Origin of the sequence: Iodidimonas sp. MBR-22, assembly GCF_029946565.1 — a bacterium.
GTDB lineage: Bacteria > Pseudomonadota > Alphaproteobacteria > Sphingomonadales > Rhodothalassiaceae > Iodidimonas > Iodidimonas nitroreducens.
On sequence record NZ_JARKVQ010000009.1, the window covers coordinates 84,989 to 100,363 of the forward strand.

The 15,375-nt window shown below is 57.8% G+C and carries 13 protein-coding genes; 4 read left to right on the forward strand and 9 right to left on the reverse strand.

The window, feature by feature from the left end:
* Positions 1 to 17: 17 nt before the first annotated feature.
* From QK300_RS08565 to QK300_RS08600, 8 genes are all read right to left on the reverse strand, one after another.
* A complete protein-coding gene (locus QK300_RS08565; protein ID WP_281301275.1) occupies positions 18 to 1,445 on the reverse strand; it encodes an FAD-binding oxidoreductase in 1,428 nt (475 codons plus the stop codon).
* Between the two features lie 59 nt (positions 1,446 to 1,504).
* Entirely contained in the window at positions 1,505 to 2,572 is a 1,068-nt protein-coding gene (locus tag QK300_RS08570; RefSeq protein WP_281301276.1) for an NAD-dependent epimerase, read from the reverse strand.
* 79 nt (positions 2,573 to 2,651) lie between these two features.
* On the reverse strand, positions 2,652 to 3,926 hold the full coding sequence (gene tviB, locus QK300_RS08575; protein WP_281301277.1) for a Vi polysaccharide biosynthesis UDP-N-acetylglucosamine C-6 dehydrogenase TviB: 1,275 nt from the start codon (positions 3,924 to 3,926) through the stop codon (positions 2,652 to 2,654).
* 100 nt (positions 3,927 to 4,026) lie between these two features.
* On the reverse strand, positions 4,027 to 5,796 hold the full coding sequence (locus QK300_RS08580; RefSeq protein WP_281301278.1) for a long-chain fatty acid--CoA ligase: 1,770 nt from the start codon (positions 5,794 to 5,796) through the stop codon (positions 4,027 to 4,029).
* 103 nt (positions 5,797 to 5,899) lie between these two features.
* Positions 5,900 to 6,259 carry an energy transducer TonB gene (locus tag QK300_RS08585; protein ID WP_281301279.1) on the reverse strand — a complete coding sequence of 120 codons (360 nt, stop codon included), beginning with the start codon at positions 6,257 to 6,259 and terminating at the stop codon, positions 5,900 to 5,902.
* Between the two features lie 33 nt (positions 6,260 to 6,292).
* Entirely contained in the window at positions 6,293 to 6,634 is a 342-nt protein-coding gene (locus QK300_RS08590; RefSeq protein ID WP_281301280.1) for an antibiotic biosynthesis monooxygenase, read from the reverse strand.
* Entirely contained in the window at positions 6,621 to 10,274 is a 3,654-nt protein-coding gene (locus QK300_RS08595; RefSeq protein ID WP_281301281.1) for a hydantoinase B/oxoprolinase family protein, read from the reverse strand. The genes QK300_RS08590 and QK300_RS08595 overlap by 14 nt, the downstream gene beginning before the upstream one ends.
* A gap of 169 nt (positions 10,275 to 10,443) precedes the next feature.
* Positions 10,444 to 10,872 carry a hypothetical protein gene (locus QK300_RS08600; protein WP_281301282.1) on the reverse strand — a complete coding sequence of 143 codons (429 nt, stop codon included), beginning with the start codon at positions 10,870 to 10,872 and terminating at the stop codon, positions 10,444 to 10,446.
* Positions 10,873 to 11,023: 151 nt separating this feature from the next.
* On the opposite strand from QK300_RS08600, the gene QK300_RS08605 reads away from it, so the two are divergent.
* From QK300_RS08605 to QK300_RS08620, 4 genes are read left to right on the forward strand one after another with little or no spacing between them, the layout of a single operon-like run.
* Positions 11,024 to 11,695 carry a molecular chaperone DjiA gene (locus tag QK300_RS08605; protein ID WP_281301283.1) on the forward strand — a complete coding sequence of 224 codons (672 nt, stop codon included), beginning with the start codon at positions 11,024 to 11,026 and terminating at the stop codon, positions 11,693 to 11,695.
* A 37-nt stretch (positions 11,696 to 11,732) separates the two neighbouring features.
* Positions 11,733 to 12,602, forward strand: coding sequence for a DMT family transporter (locus QK300_RS08610; protein WP_281301284.1), 870 nt, complete (start codon positions 11,733 to 11,735; stop codon positions 12,600 to 12,602).
* A 27-nt stretch (positions 12,603 to 12,629) separates the two neighbouring features.
* Positions 12,630 to 13,361: an N-acetylmuramoyl-L-alanine amidase gene (locus tag QK300_RS08615; RefSeq protein ID WP_281301285.1), complete on the forward strand. Its 732-nt coding sequence runs from the start codon at positions 12,630 to 12,632 to the stop codon at positions 13,359 to 13,361.
* A 57-nt stretch (positions 13,362 to 13,418) separates the two neighbouring features.
* Complete coding sequence (locus QK300_RS08620) at positions 13,419 to 14,684, forward strand: hypothetical protein (RefSeq protein ID WP_281301286.1); 1,266 nt, start codon at positions 13,419 to 13,421, stop codon at positions 14,682 to 14,684.
* Between the two features lie 23 nt (positions 14,685 to 14,707).
* Here QK300_RS08620 and QK300_RS08625 read toward each other — a convergent pair whose 3' ends face one another.
* A complete protein-coding gene (locus tag QK300_RS08625) occupies positions 14,708 to 15,313 on the reverse strand; it encodes a nitroreductase (protein ID WP_281301287.1) in 606 nt (201 codons plus the stop codon).
* Positions 15,314 to 15,375: the final 62 nt, after the last annotated feature.

Here is a 15,375-nt window from a genome sequence, read left to right on the forward strand (position 1 = left end):
AGGGGCGGTTCATGACTTCAGGATGCGGGCGTCAGAATACGGCCCGGGTTTAAAATGCCCTTGGGGTCCAAAGCCGCCTTGATCGCTGCCATGGCCTGAAGCGATGCCCGGTCCTTGACCGCGGCCAAAAGCCCCGCCTTCATCTGGCCGATGCCATGCTCGGCAGAAATCGAGCCTCCGGCTTTGATGGTCATCTGATGCACCAGCGTGCTGATTTCATCCCACCGATCAAGAAAGCTTTGGGGATCGGCCCCCTTTGGCTGGCTGAGATTGAAATGCAGATTGCCATCCCCCAGATGGCCGAAAATACAAGGCCGGATCCCCGGAACCAGAGCCGCGAGACGATGGCTGCACGCGTCAATAAACTCCGGGATGCGGGCTTGGGGCAGGGAAATATCATGCTTGATCGAGGCCCCTTCGGCTTTTTGCGCCTCGGATAAATGATGGCGCAAACGCCATAAATCCGTGGCTTGCCCCTCGGAAGCCGCCAGCACGGCATCATGGATCAGGCCGCCCTCCAAAGCCCCGGCCAAAAGCCTTTCCGCCAGGGGGCCAAGCGGTTCATCCCGGGCGCTGCTGGCCCATTCCGCCAACACATACCAATCATGGGGCTTGGTGAAAGGATCGCGGCAATCGGGCAGATGCCGGCAAACGAGATCAAGCCCGAAACGCGGGATCAACTCGAACGCCATCAGCCGCTCGCCACTTTCGGCATCGAGCCTCGCCAAAAGCGCCATGGCCGCCGCCATCGTGGGCAGGGCGCACATCGCCACCATGCGGCTTTTGATCGCCGGATAAAGCCGCAAGGATGCAGCGGTGATCACCCCCAATGTGCCCTCGGCACCACAGAGCAGGGATTTCAGATCATAGCCGGTATTATCTTTGTGCAAACGGCCCAGCCCCTGCACGATCTCGCCTGTAGGCAGCACCGCTTCCACCCCTAATATCAATGATCGCATCGTGCCATAGCGCAGCACATGCACCCCGCCCGCATTGGTGGATACCAATCCGCCGATGGTGGCACTGCCTTCGGAGGCGAGGCTCAGGGGAAACAGCCGATCCTGCTCGGCCGCCGCCTGCTGCACGGCGGCAAGGGTCACCCCGGCTTCAGCGATGATCGCATGGCCATCCGAGCCCGCATCGCGTATGCTGTTCAGCCGCTTCAAGGACAACAGCACCTGCGATCCGCTTTGATCGGGAATGCCGCCCCCCACCAAACCGCTATTGCCGCCCTGCACGATCAGCGCCACCTCATGGCGATTGGCCCAGCGCAGGATGTGCGCCACTTTTTCGGTGCTATCGGGCTGCAGGAACAGGGCCGTGCGGCCATGATAGCGATCCCGCCAATCCACCAGATGGGGGGCGATAAGATCGGCATCCTCGCTCCAATCACCGGGATCGAGCGCTGCTTTCAATGCGGCAAGATGATCATGCTGAAGGGTCATGGCCCAGCTTTGCCCGGCATCGCCTTCGGGGTCAAGCCAGCGATCATTCAGGCCAGAAATCAGGCATTATAATAGGCGCGATACCAGGCAACAAAGCGACGGATGCCTTCATCCACCGGGGTATCGGGGCGATAGCCTGTCGCCTCGACCAGACTGCTTACATCGGCATAGGTATCGGGCACATCGCCGGGCTGCAGGGGCAGAAGGGTTTTGATCGCCTTTTTGCCCAGTTGCTCTTCCAAAAGACCGATATAGCGCATCAGTTCGACCGGCTGTTCATTGCCGATATTGAAAATCCGCCATGGCGCTTTCGAGCGATCCGGCGCGGGCTTTTCACTATCCCAATCGGGATCACCTTCGGCCACATGATCAAGAGCCGCCACCACCCCTTGCACGATATCATCGATATAGGTGAAATCGCGCTTATGATGGCCGTAATTGAACACCTCGATCGGCTGATCATCCAAAATGGCCTTGGTGAATTTGAACAAAGCCATATCGGGGCGGCCCCAGGGGCCATAGACCGTGAAAAACCGCAGGCCCGTGGTGGGCAGCCCAAATAAATGCGAATAGCTGTGCGCCATTAATTCATTGGCGCGCTTGGTGGCCCCATAAAAAGCCACGGGATGATCGGCGGGTTCGGAAACACTGAAGGGAATATGGGTGTTCGCCCCATAAGCCGAGCTGGTGGAGGCATAAACCAGATGCCCGACCCCATGATGGCGGCATCCTTCCAGAACAGTGAGAAAGCCGGTAATATTGCTATCCACATAGGCAAAGGGATTATCGATGGAATAGCGAACCCCCGCCTGTGCCGCCAGATGCACCACCCGATCAAAGCCTTCCGCCGCGAAAAGATCGGCCATCGCCGGGCGATCCGCCAGATCGATCCTGTGAAAGGAAAAATGCCCGCGATGGGCCGATCGGGCGCAGATTTCAGGATAAATCCCATCATCAAGCGTGCCCTCAGAAAAAGCCTTGATCCGCTCAAGGCGGGCTTTTTTCAGATTGGGATCATAATAATCATTGAGATTATCCAAGCCCACCACATCATCGCCACGAGCCAGCAGATAAAGGGCGACATGACTGCCGATGAACCCGGCAGCACCTGTTACAAGAATTTTCAATCCGCACTCCCCCGCGCCCTAAAACCCAAAAATCGCTTTCCATCCGCCTGCAAAGCCATCAACCTTTGCCAAAGGCCCCTTATAAGCGGGCATCCACTGCATTTTTTCCCAAAACAGATTTGATATCATAAAGTACAGCACCGGGGCGTCCAAGCGTCCTGATTTTTTCCGCCCCCATGGCGATGAATTCACGATGCGCCACGGCCAGCACGATGGCATCATAATCCCCGCCCAGATCATCAAGCAGTGTGACACCACATTCCTGGGCGGCCTCATCATGATTGGCCCAAGGATCATAAACCGCCACAGCGGCGCCATAGCTGGTCAGTTCTTCAACAATATCCACCACCCGGCTATTGCGCAGATCGGGGCAGTTTTCCTTAAAGGTCAGCCCTAAAACCAGCACCTTCGCATCCGATACCGGCACTTTGCGATGGATCATCTTTTTCACGATCTCGCCCGCGATATAGCGGCCCATGCCATCATTGATCCGCCGCCCGGCCAGAATGACTTCGGGATGATGGCGGATTTCCTCGGCTTTATGGGTGAGATAATAGGGATCAACGCCGATACAGTGCCCGCCCACCAATCCGGGGCGAAAGGGCAGGAAATTCCACTTCGTACCAGCGGCTTCCAGCACTTCCAAGGTATCGATGCCCAGCTTATTGAAGATGATCGCCAATTCATTCACCAAAGCGATATTCAGATCGCGCTGGGTATTTTCGATCACCTTGGCGGCTTCCGCCACTTTGATGCTGCTGGCTTTATGGGTGCCCGCGCTGATCACCAACCGATAAAGCCGATCAACGAAATCGGCGATCTCGGGCGTTGATCCCGAGGTGACTTTCACGATGGAATGAAGGCGGTGATCCTTGTCGCCGGGATTGATTCGCTCGGGGCTGTAGCCGCAAAAGAAATCGACATTAAAACGCAGACCCGAAATCTTTTCGAGAATCGGCACACACACATCTTCGGTGGCCCCGGGATAAACGGTGCTTTCATAAATCACCAGATCGCCAGATTTCAAAACCCGGCCAATGCTTTCACTGGCCCTGATCAAGGGGGTGAGATCAGGGCGGTTATGCTTATCGATGGGAGTTGGCACGGTCACGATGAACACCGTGCAATCGCGGATATCATCCAATTCGGTGCTAAAGCTCAGATGCGCGGCGGCGGCCAGTTCATCGGCGCTAGCTTCAAGGGTGGCATCACGGCCCTGACGCAAATCGGCCACCCGCCGGGCGTTAATATCAAAGCCCATTGTTTTCACATGATGGCCAAAAGCCACAGCCAGCGGCAAGCCTACATAGCCCAGACCAATAACGGCCAGTTTCACCTGATCCGGCGATTGCATCGTTTTTTACACCATATTCATGAAGAAAAGCCCGTGCCGCGAACCTTAGAAAGGCCATAGCGCGGGATCAAGCGCAATCTCGATCCAGCGCCCTTTATCTTTACTCATTGGGAGTTCTGGCAAATTCGGCCCGGGCCTGATCGCGCAGTTCCCGCCGCAAAACCTTACCCACCGGCGATTTGGGAAGCTCGGGCACGGTGATGAAATATTTGGGGCGTTTATAATTGGTCAAAGCCTCGGCGCAATGACGGCGCAGGCTGTCCTCGCTCACCCCATCCCCCGCCTGATCGGGGCTTTCGCGCAACACGATATAGGCCACCGCCGCTTCGCCGGCATGGGCATCCTCGATCCCCACCACGGCGGCTTCCAGCACATCGGGATGGCGGATCAGCACCTCTTCGAGCTCGAAAGGATAGACATTGAAGCCCGAAATGATCAGCATATCCTTCTTGCGATCGATGATCGACAGGAACCCATCCGCATCCATCACCCCGATATCGCCGGTATGAAGCCAACCATCGCGCACGGTATCGGCCGTGGCATCCGCACGCCCCAGATAACCGCGCATCACCTGTGGCCCACGCACCAGCACCTCGCCCGGCTGGCCTGTGGGCTGCTCTTTGCCATCATCATCAATGATTTTGATCTCGGTGCCCGGAATGGGAATGCCCACCGTGCCCGGACGCGCCCGATCATCAAGGGGCGATGAGGTGACGATGCAGGTGCCTTCGGTGAGGCCATAGCCTTCATAGATGCGGCTGCCGGTCAGATCTTCCCAGCGCTTTCGGGTGCTTTGGGTCAGGGGAGCGGCGCCAGAAAAGCACCAGCGCAGATTTCTGGGCGGATTTTCGGTGAACCATGGCTGCTTCAAAAGCTCGTTGAACAAGGTATTCACCCCCGGCAGCATGGTGATATCGAACTGCTCGAACGCCGTGCGCAGATTGCTCAGGGGTCGGGGATTGGGGGCCAGCACCACATGGGTGCCCATCCGCATGGCGTGCATCGAGCCGATGGCCAGCGCATAAACATGATAAAGCGGCAAAACCAGAAGGCTGGTTTCATCGCCCCTGCGCGCCGCCCGCAGATGATCGCCGGTAAAGCGATCCTGCTGGGTGATATTGGATAAAATATTGCGTTCGGTGATCTCCGCCCCTTTCGAGCGGCCCGTGGTGCCCCCGGTATATTGATAGATGGCGCTGTCATCGATGGCCCGCTCTGCCCGCAAATCAGCCAGACCACGTCCCGCTTTTGCGGCCTTGCTCTGCGCCGCCCGGCCCAGTTTCAGGGCCCGGGCCAGGGGGATGGAGGGGTGATCCATCGGAGGGATGCGCTTTTGGATGCGGCGCAAAACGAAATCGATCAAAAGCCGCTTGGGCGCGGGGAAAAAATCCACCACCGAAAGCCGGATGACATGACGCACGGCGCTGCCTTCCAAGGATTTTTGCAGCCGATCCCCAAAAAGATCGATGACAAACAAAGCCTTTGCCCCCGAATCGCGCAACTGAAAGCCAGCCTCCGCTGCGGTATAAAGGGGATTGATCCCGGTCAGAATCAATCCGGCGCGCAAAATGCCATAAGCGACCACGGGATAGCTGAGGATATTGGGGGATTGGATCGCCACCACATCACCCGGCGCAAGGCCCAGATGATCGCGCAGATAAAAGGCAATGGCCGCCGAATGCCGGTCGATATCGGCATAGCTCAGGGTTGCCCGGGCGCCATTGGGCAGAATGCAGCTATAGGCCGGATTGGCGGCGTGGGTTGCAAAGATATCGGCGAGCATTGACGCCAGATTATCCGCCAGAAGATCATCGGGATGAAAAGCATCCGGCTCATAAAATTGATGCCAAGGTTGACGCGGCGTCGACATAAGGCGGCCCTCCAGTGACTGTCATCAGCCCCATCACGATAACCGCTGTCAGGCTTTTGGCATACCGCCCAAAGTGTGAGCCTTTACCCCTGATGAGAAAAAATCAGAAACCGGGCCGATCCAGCTCAAAATTCAACACCGCCTCGGCTTCCGGGCTGCGGGTGGGGCGGCCCAGCTTCAGGGCGGGCTGATAGCGCCATTGCGATACGGCGGCAATCGCTGCGGGCTCGAAAACCCCCTGCGGCGTTGCCTCAACGATCTGAATATCCACGGGGATACCTTCTTCATTGATAATATATTCCAAAACCACCCGGCCTTCGATCCCCGAAGCCCGCGCCTGTTCGGGATAAACCGGGGCCACTTTATGAATTTGGATGGCATCGCGATTTTGAAAATGGGCGCAAGCCGCAAGGCCGAACAGCATGATGAAAACCGGAATGACCCGGTAGAACAGGTTTCTCATCTCAAAAAATCCTTATAGACTGCGTGATCTGGATCAGACTTTAGCATAGTCCCGCCCGACTGTGGCAATCCGCACATGATAGGCCTTGTACCAAAGCGCCCGCCCCCGCTTTTGCGCTGCCAGATGACGCGCATTTGTCTTCCATGCCTTGGCCGATTGCGCGTCGCGCCAATAGCTGATCGTCAGGCCGAACCCTTCGCCATCGCGGGCGGATTCAAGGCCCAGATAGCCCGGTTGCCGGGCCGCCAATCGGTCCATCTCATCAGCCATGGCCTGATAACCATCGCCATCGGATTTTGTACGCAGGCTGGTAAAAATCACCGCGACATAAGGCGGCTTTGGCGTTTGTGCAAAGCGCGTGTCAGGCTCGCCCATAGCCCCCGCCTCCCGGAGTTTCTATCACCAGCCTATCCCCGGCGTAAAGGCTTGCCTTTTCCACGGCACCCAGCCTTTCCACCCGGCCATCGGCGCGGATGATCCTGCCCCGACCCACGGCCCCATCCTGCCCGCCGGCCAGACCCGGAGGCGCAATGGTGCGATGCCCGGAGAGCAGGTTCATCTCCATATCTTCAAGAAAGAGGATCGAGCGCAAGGCCCCCGCGCCGCCGGGCCACAGGCTTTGGCTATCCTTTTGTTCGCGGATACTGAAACTGTCGATCCGCACGGGCAGGCGCTGTTCCAGAATCTCGACATCGGTCATGCGGGAATTGGTCATATGGGTTTGCACCGCCGAGGCACCGGCAAAGCCATCCCCGGCCCCGGCGCCACCACAAATAGTTTCATAATATTGATGGCGGGCATTGCCAAAGGTCAGATTGTTCATCGTGCCTTGCGATGCGGCCAAAACGCCGGTGGCCAGAAACAAAGCATTGGTGATGGCCTGGCTGGTTTCCACATTGCCCGCCACCACCGCCGCAGGGAAAGCCGGATCGAGCAGGCAGCCTTCAGGGATGATCAGCCGCAAAGGTTTCAAACAGCCATCATTGAGCGGAATATCCGCCCCCACCAGACAGCGAAACACATAAAGCACGGCGGCCCGGGTGATCGCCTTTGGGGCGTTGAAATTGCCCCCGTGGCGGCCCGATGTGCCGGTAAAATCAATCACGGCGGTGCGGGCCTGCCGATCCACCCGCAACGCGACTTCGATCACCGCCCCGCAATCCATGGCATAGCGCGCCGTGCCATCCTCAAGCCGATCGATCACCGCCTTGACCGAGGCTTCGGCATTATCCTGCACATGGCCCATATAGCGATCCACCACAGCAAGCCCATAAAGATCGACGAGCCGCCTCACCTCGGCCACGCCCCGCTCATTGGCGGCCAGCTTCGCCTTCAGATCGGCGATATTCTGATCGGGATTGCGCGCGGGCCATGGGCCTTCGCCCAAACGCTTGCGGAGATCATCCTCCAGAAACCGGCCTTGGTGGCGGATCAGGCAAGGGGGGATCAACACGCCTTCTTCGCGGATATCCACCGATTGCGCCGGCATCGATCCCGGCGCGATGCCCCCGATATCGGCATGATGGCCGCGCGAGGCGACATAAAACTGCGGCTCCCTTTGTGTGCCGCCCCCCTCATCGCCCTCCATAAAAGCGGGGGTGACGACAGTAATATCGGGCAGATGCGTGCCGCCATTGAAGGGATCGTTCATCATCACCGCATCACCGGGATGAAATTGCCCCGCAAAGGCGGCCATCACTGCCTTTACGCTTTCCCCCATCGAGCCCAGATGCACCGGCATATGGGGGGCATTGGCGATCAGATTGCCATTGCGATCAAACACCGCGCAGGAAAAATCGAGCCGTTCCTTCATATTCACCGAATGGGCGGTGCGGGCCAGCACCACCCCCATATTTTCCGCCACGCTCATGAACAGATTGTTGAACACCTCGAGCAGCACCGGATCGGGCCTGTCCTCATCCCCCGTGCGCACCCGGCGTGCCGCCACCCGTTCCATCAAAAGATCGTCGCGCCCGGTGCGTACCGCCTGCCAGCCGGGTTCCACCACATAGGTTCCGGTGTCATCGAGAATGACCGCAGGCCCTGCGATCGGGCGATCCACCGCCAGATCTGGCCGCCGATAAAAAGGGGCTTCCAAAAGCGCCAGCCTGCCATTCTCATCCCGGCAGGTGATCGGCCGATGCTCCAGCGGCTGATGCGATCCCGAACAGGCCTCAAGGGCCAGAGCGCTTTTCTCGCCCTTCGCCACAGCCTCCACACTCACCGCATCCACGATCATCGGGCGGCCCTCATCAATGAAGCCGAAATTCTGCCGATGTGCCGCCTCGAAAGCCGCCCGTGCACTGGCCACGGTTTCAAAGGGCACCAGAAGGGTGCTGTCGCTGCCGCGATATTTCACATGGACCTGACGCGTGCACAGGATCGCCTCGGCACCTAAATCAGCGCCCGGATGATCCGGTGGCACCAGCTGATCGGCCAAAGCAGCGCGGGCTTCGCCCTCGATCTGATCAAGGGATCGGGCGATGGCCGCTTCATGATCATCATCCAAAGCCAGATCAGCCGCCTGCTCACGCAATTCCCGCAGATCGGCAAGGCCCATCCCCAAGGCCGACAAAACCCCCGACAAAGGATGCAGCAGAACCCGCTTCATCCCCAAAGCATCGGCCACTAAACACGCATGTTGCCCCCCCGCCCCGCCAAAAGCCACAAGGCTGTAGCGGCTGATATCATGGCCGCGCTCAACAGTGATTTTTTTGATCGCCCGGGCCATATGCTCCACCGCGATGGTAATAAAGCCCTGCGCCACCGCCTGCCCCGACATTTCGGCACCCTGCTGCGCTGTGATCTGTTGGGCCAGCGCCTCAAAAGCGGCCACCACGCCATCGCGATCCAGCTTTTGCGCCTGATCGGGGCCGAAAATGGCGGGGAAATGATCCGGGGCCAGGACGCCACGCATCACATTGCAATCGGTGATCGTTAAAGGCCCACCCTTGCGATAGCATAAAGGACCGGGATCGGCCCCCGCCGATTGGGGCCCCACCCGCAGGCGCTGACCATCAAAGGAACAGACCGAGCCGCCCCCCGCCGCCACCGTGTGGATCAGCATCTGCGGCACCATCAGCCGGGCCCCCGCGATTTCCGCATCGAAACTGCGCTCATAAGCCCCGGCATAATGAGAAACATCCGTTGATGTGCCCCCCATATCAAAGGCAATCACCCGATCATGACCGGCAGCCAAAGCCGTTTCCACAGCCCCCACAACACCCCCCGCAGGCCCCGATAAAATCGCATCCCGACCGCGAAAATGATCCGCCTTGGCCAGGCCCCCCGATGAACGCATGAAAAAAAGCGGCACGCCCCCCAGAGCAGCATCGAGCCGGCTGACATAGCGGCGCAAAACGGGATTGAGGCCAGCATCCGCAACGGTGGTATGCCCCCGGGGCACCAGCTTGATCAGGGGGGCCACATCATGGCTCATGCTGATCTGCGCGAACCCTGCTTCCCGCGCCAGTTCGGCCGCCCGCTTTTCATGGGCGGTAAACCGATAGCCATGCACAAAAACAATCGCCACCGCCCGCAGCCCGGATCGCCGGGCCGCCTGCAAATCGGCCAACAAGCGCTCTTCATCCAGTGGGATCAGGATCTCGCCATCCGCTGAACAGCGCTCATCCACCTCGATCACATGGGCATAAAGCGGCGCGGGGCGGCGGATATCCAGATCAAACAGATGCGGACGATTTTGCTGGCCGATCTCTAAAGCATCGCCAAAACCGCGGGTGATGAGCAGCACAACCGGCTCGCCCTTACGCTCAAGCAGGGCATTGGTGGCCACCGTGGTGCCCATGCGGATGCCGGAAATTTCGGCTTTCGGAAAAGGTGCATCATCAGGCACCGCCATCAAGCGCCGCATCCCGGCCACCGCCGCATCATCATAATGATCGGGATTATCCGATAAAAGCTTGGTGCTGATCAGGGTGCCATCGGGCCTGCGCCCGATGATATCGGTAAAGGTGCCCCCCCGATCGATCCAGAATTGCCATTGGCCACCCGACACCGCATATTCCCCGCTCGGCTGAGAAAATATTTTGTTACCATGGCTTATGAATCATAAGCGCAACAAAATAGAGCTAAGGTCGGGACCCTAAGCGCCATGCAGAACAAACTTCAAGCCTTATCGAAAAAAATGATTGCCAGATCAATCGCCCCAGATCAATCGCCCCGGATCAATCGCCGGTGAAGCCTTTTTTCAGGCGATCATCCAATGTGATGCGATCAAAATCGCGCAGGGCAAATTGAATCCACAAACCGGCCAGAACGGGAATCGCCGCCCAGAACAAAAGATTGCCATCAAAACCCGCCAGATACACCTTCCATGAGGCCACTGTGCTCACCGCATGCATCAGGAAGACCAGCAGATAGCTGAAGGTTTTCATAAAACCCAAAAGAAAAGCGATGAGAATAATCCCCTGCACCAGCCCCAGAACCCAGGTCAATTCCGCCGCCAGATCAATGCCATAGAAATTCGAGAAAACCCCCGCCGTGTGGGTGGGGTTAACGAATTTATCCAGAGTCCAGATTCCCATGAACAGGAAAACGGCAATCCGTTGAAGCAATAATGGAAAAGCGGCTTTATTGGTGCTTGTCGAAATCATATCAGGTCCCTGTTTCTCCCGTGCAACAAAATCCTATTCTGTGTCGGGGGGGGACGACAATGATCCTCTGATCACAACCACGTGTATATTCATGGATATATGTGAAACGATTTTGCTGGAACCCATAAGCAGCGAAGGCTAGATAGACATCATGTCGATTTGGGACTCATTATTTTCCGCCGCATCCGGCTTGCTTCGCCTTATCACGGGAAGTGAGAATGAGGATGATGCAACCCGAAAAATCACCTTTACCATCGGGGTGATCGCCTTATCCGCCAAAATGGCCAAGGCCGATGGGCAGGTAACGGAAGATGAAGTGGATGCCTTTCGCGCCATTTTCGATGTGCCCCCCCATGAATTGAAAAATGTGGCCCGGGTCTATGATATGGCGCGGCAGGATACCGCAGGTTTCGAGGTCTATGCCAGGCAGGTTGCGGCCCTGTTCAAGGATCGCGCCATCGTTTTGGAAGATTTGCTCGACGCCTTGTTTCATATCGCCCGGGCCGATGGCTCGGTGCACCGGGCCGAGATTGATTTCCTGCACAAGGTGGCGGGTATTTTCGGCTTTAGCGATGCCGAATTCGAAGCCCTGTCGGCGCGTCATATCGGCGCGGATCGCAACAGCCCTTATACGATCCTTGGCGTTTCACCCGATATTGCCGATGACGATCTCAAAGCCGCCTATCATCGGCTGATCAAGGAGAACCATCCTGATCGCCTGATGGCCATGGGTCTGCCGCGTGAATTCATCAGCGTTGCCAATGATCGTTTGGCTTCCATCAATGCCGCCTATGATCGGGTAAAAGCGCAAAGAAACCAGTGATCATGCCGCCAAAACGCATCCTATCCCGGACTGCCGCATGAGCCTTGGCCATATCCTGTTTGTTTTGCTTATCACCCTGCTTTGGGGGGTGAATTTTGCAGCCATCGCAGTGGCGGTGGATCATTTTCCACCCCTTTTGGCCAATGCCATCCGCTTTGCCATGGTATTGACGGTTCTGTTTCCCTTTTTGAAGCCGGTCAGGGGGCAGATGAAAATTCTGCTGTCTCTTGCCTGCATCCTCGGGATTTTCCATTTCGGTAGTGTTTTTCTGGCGATGGCGGTGTCCGTCGATCTGGCACCCGTCGCGATCATTGCCCAAACCAATGTGCCTTTTGCGGTGATTCTGGCGGTTATCTTTCTGAATGAGCGAATCGGCATCTGGCGGATTTCCGGCATTGCCCTATCCTTTGCCGGTGTCGTGGTTTTGGGATTCGAGCCGGGGGGCACCACCACCCTCACATCCATCGGCCTTGTTTTATTTTCCGCCTTTTCCTATGCCGTGGTGGCGATCCTGATGCGCCGGATCAAAGGGGCCCATCCCATGACCGTGCAGGCATGGACTGCTTTGGCCGCCATTCCCGGCTCGCTTTTTTTATCGTCACTTTTCGAATTTGGCCAAGCTGAAGCCTTGGGGACGGCCCCATGGCAGGCCTATGCGGCCATCGCTTATTCCGCCCTTGGGGCCTCGATTCTGGGCCATGGCGGGATGAATTATCTTTACCAAAAATACCCGGTCACTCTGGTCAGCCCCTTTTTGCTGATGGCGCCGGTTTTTGCTGTGCTCACCGCCGTTTTATTCCTTGATGAACATCTAAGCATCAGCGATCTTCTGGGCGGCGCGATGACCCTGCTCGGTGTTTTGATCATCAGCCTGCGGGCCCGAAAAAAAGCCACCAACCGCCCCTGATCTGCCACCCCTGATCTGGATAAAGAGATGGATAGCCACCTGACCCAAATCCATCGGCCATCGCCCAATTTCGGCCCCCGACATCCGCTTTTGGGGCGGGATCTGCCCGATCTTGTGGTGCTGCATTATACCGGCATGATCAGCGCCAAAGCCGCGCTGGCCCGCTTATGTGATCCACGATCCTTGGTCTCGGCGCATTATCTGATTGATGAGGATGGCACCCTTTATGGGCTAGTGGCCGAAGATCATCGCGCCTGGCACGCGGGCAAAAGTTGCTGGGAGGGGATCAGCGATGTGAATAGCCGGTCCATCGGGATCGAATTGGTCAATCCCGGCCATGGCTTAGGTTATCGGCCTTTTCCCGCACCGCAGATTGATCGGCTGATCGCCCTTTTGCACGATATCCGGCAGCGCCATCCCATCGCCGATTGGCATCTTCTGGGCCATAGCGATGTGGCCCCGGCCCGCAAAATCGATCCCGGAGAGCGCTTCCCCTGGGCTTTGCTGGCCCGACACGGCCTTGGCCTTTTTCCCGAAATCGAGACCCTTGACCCGGCGTGCAATATTTCTGTCACAGACTTGCAATATGACTTGATGGCCTTCGGCTATGATCTCGACCCTAATGGCCTTTATGATCATAAAACCATGCAGATCGTGCGGGCCGCACAGCGCCATTTTACGCCCGATCATATCACCGGGGTGGCGCAACCGGAGTTGGTCGCATTTTTAAAGGCCCTATGCTATGCCAAAGGCCAATAGGGCAAGGCCACAGACGAACAGGCAAAGCCAAACAGGCACAGACGAACAGGAGTTTCCATGACACTGCTTAAAACCGCCTGCACAGGCTTTGCCGCTTTTTTATGCATGGCGGCCTCTGCTCCCGCTGATAGCGGCTTTCGGGCGGCGGCTAAAGATCGCCCCACGCTTTTGGCACAGGCTGAATTGGAAACCCCCAGTGCCTCATCGCAGATGATTGAAAGCTGCTTGGAAAATCCCAATCGCACCTGCGCTTTGGCCTCGGCCCTTTTGGTCACCGCCGAAGAAGAATTACCCATCGCCCGGGTGGATACGCTGATCGCTTTGGGTAAAAGCTTTGCGCGTATCGATGATCAGGATCGCGCCGGCCAAACCCTTGATCTGGCGCTTGAGGCGGCCCGCGATATCGGCATTTCCATCGGCACCGAACAAAAGCTGGCCCTGATTGTCGGGCCGCTCACCGAAATCGGGCGCAGCGAAGAGGCCATCGTCATCGCCTCCGACCTTAATGATCGTTTCCTGAAAGCGGATGCCTTTGGCGAGATTGCCTTGGCCGAGGCGCGGCGCGGCAATATCGCCGCCGCACTGGATCATCTTGATCGCATCAAGGAACCGCTGCTGGCTTTGCGTTCAACCGTATCGATGATCGAATGGCTGGCCAATGAAGATCAAAATGATGCCGATCTTCCGGTATCCGCCCTGATGGATCGCCTTGATAATCTTGATCATGATCTGCTCAAGGCTTTGGGGGAAACCCGCCTCGCCCGGATCGAGGCAGAGCGTGGCCAGCCCGAAACGGCCCGGGATCTGATCGCCAAAGCCAGCGAAGCCTTGGGCGCCCTTTCCCTTAATCATGAACGGGCGCGGCTTTATGCCGGGCTTGCCCTGGCCAGCCAAGCGTTGGGGGATCAGGCGAATTTCGAAGATTATGCGGATCGGGCGGCGAATCTGGCAGCAGGGGTGCGATCCGATTATGATCGCCCCATCGCCATTGCCGATGCCGTTCATGCTCTCACCCTTGGTGGCCATATTGATCGCGCCGCAAAGCTTGCCCAATCCGTCACGGGCCTGCGTGAACAAAGCGCCCTGATCCGGCGCCTGGCGGCTTTGCCGGGTTCCCGGCCCATCGTACAGGCCTTGAGCGACCATCTGATCGCCCTCCTGACCAATGAAGATTCGCGTTTCGAGCGGGATCGGGCGCGAGTCGCCATGGCCGAGGCTTTGGCCGATGTGGCGGCGATCGAGCAGGCCACCCGGATCATTGCCATGATTGAAAGCGATGATGCTCAGGGCCAGGCTTTGGCGGTTTTAGCGCGGTCCTTATAGGCCCTTATAAAGGCGGGAGCCGCTTATTCCCCCTCATCCGCCTCTGTGCCAAAAAAGCGCACCAGATCAGCCATATCCGGGCGCGGGCGTTCTGCGGGCTGTGCTGCGGCGCTGCCAAAAAACAAAAATCCGGCGATCCGGTCGCCTGAACCCAGGCCCAAATGGTTGTGCACGGCCTGGCTGTATGCGGGCCAATCGGTCAGCCACTGCCCCACATAGCCCAGCATATGCGCCGCCATCAGCATCGCCATGGCGCTGGCCCCGGCGGAAAGCTGCTGTTCCCATAGCGCGATGGGTTTGGCATCCGATGGGCAGGAGGCCAGCACCACCAAAAGCGGGGCCTGCCGGGCAAAGCCTTCCATCTTGGCTAATTGGGCTGAGGTGCAATCGGGGTTTTCCTGTTGAAAAGCCTGTGTGATGATCGCCGACAGGGCTTCTTGCCCTTCGCCTTCAAACACGAAAAACCGCCAAGGGGTGAGCTTGCCATGATCGGGCACGCGCATGGCGGCTTCTAAAATCCGGGCCAACGCCTGCGCATCCGGCCCGGGGGTGATCATGTCCCGGGTTTTCACGGATCGGCGGGTCAATAAAACATCAATGGCTTCGGGGCGGGCCTTATTTAATGACATGGGGCGTTCTCTGGTTGTCTTTAGCGGGATGAACCCTAAAATAGATTAAGCGCATTTCTCTC

Coding starts and splice junctions, on each gene's coding strand:
- QK300_RS08610 (WP_281301284.1), top strand. CDS start 11,733: ATGAGCCTTGGCCATATCCTGTTTGTTTTGCTTATCACCCTGCTTTGG.
- QK300_RS08605 (WP_281301283.1), top strand. CDS start 11,024: ATGTCGATTTGGGACTCATTATTTTCCGCCGCATCCGGCTTGCTTCGC.
- QK300_RS08615 (WP_281301285.1), top strand. CDS start 12,630: ATGGATAGCCACCTGACCCAAATCCATCGGCCATCGCCCAATTTCGGC.
- QK300_RS08585 (WP_281301279.1), bottom strand. CDS start 6,259: ATGAGAAACCTGTTCTACCGGGTCATTCCGGTTTTCATCATGCTGTTC.
- QK300_RS08620 (WP_281301286.1), top strand. CDS start 13,419: ATGACACTGCTTAAAACCGCCTGCACAGGCTTTGCCGCTTTTTTATGC.
- QK300_RS08590 (WP_281301280.1), bottom strand. CDS start 6,634: ATGGGCGAGCCTGACACGCGCTTTGCACAAACGCCAAAGCCGCCTTAT.
- QK300_RS08625 (WP_281301287.1), bottom strand. CDS start 15,313: ATGTCATTAAATAAGGCCCGCCCCGAAGCCATTGATGTTTTATTGACC.
- QK300_RS08565 (WP_281301275.1), bottom strand. CDS start 1,445: ATGACCCTTCAGCATGATCATCTTGCCGCATTGAAAGCAGCGCTCGAT.
- QK300_RS08600 (WP_281301282.1), bottom strand. CDS start 10,872: ATGATTTCGACAAGCACCAATAAAGCCGCTTTTCCATTATTGCTTCAA.
- tviB (WP_281301277.1), bottom strand. CDS start 3,926: ATGCAATCGCCGGATCAGGTGAAACTGGCCGTTATTGGTCTGGGCTAT.
- QK300_RS08580 (WP_281301278.1), bottom strand. CDS start 5,796: ATGTCGACGCCGCGTCAACCTTGGCATCAATTTTATGAGCCGGATGCT.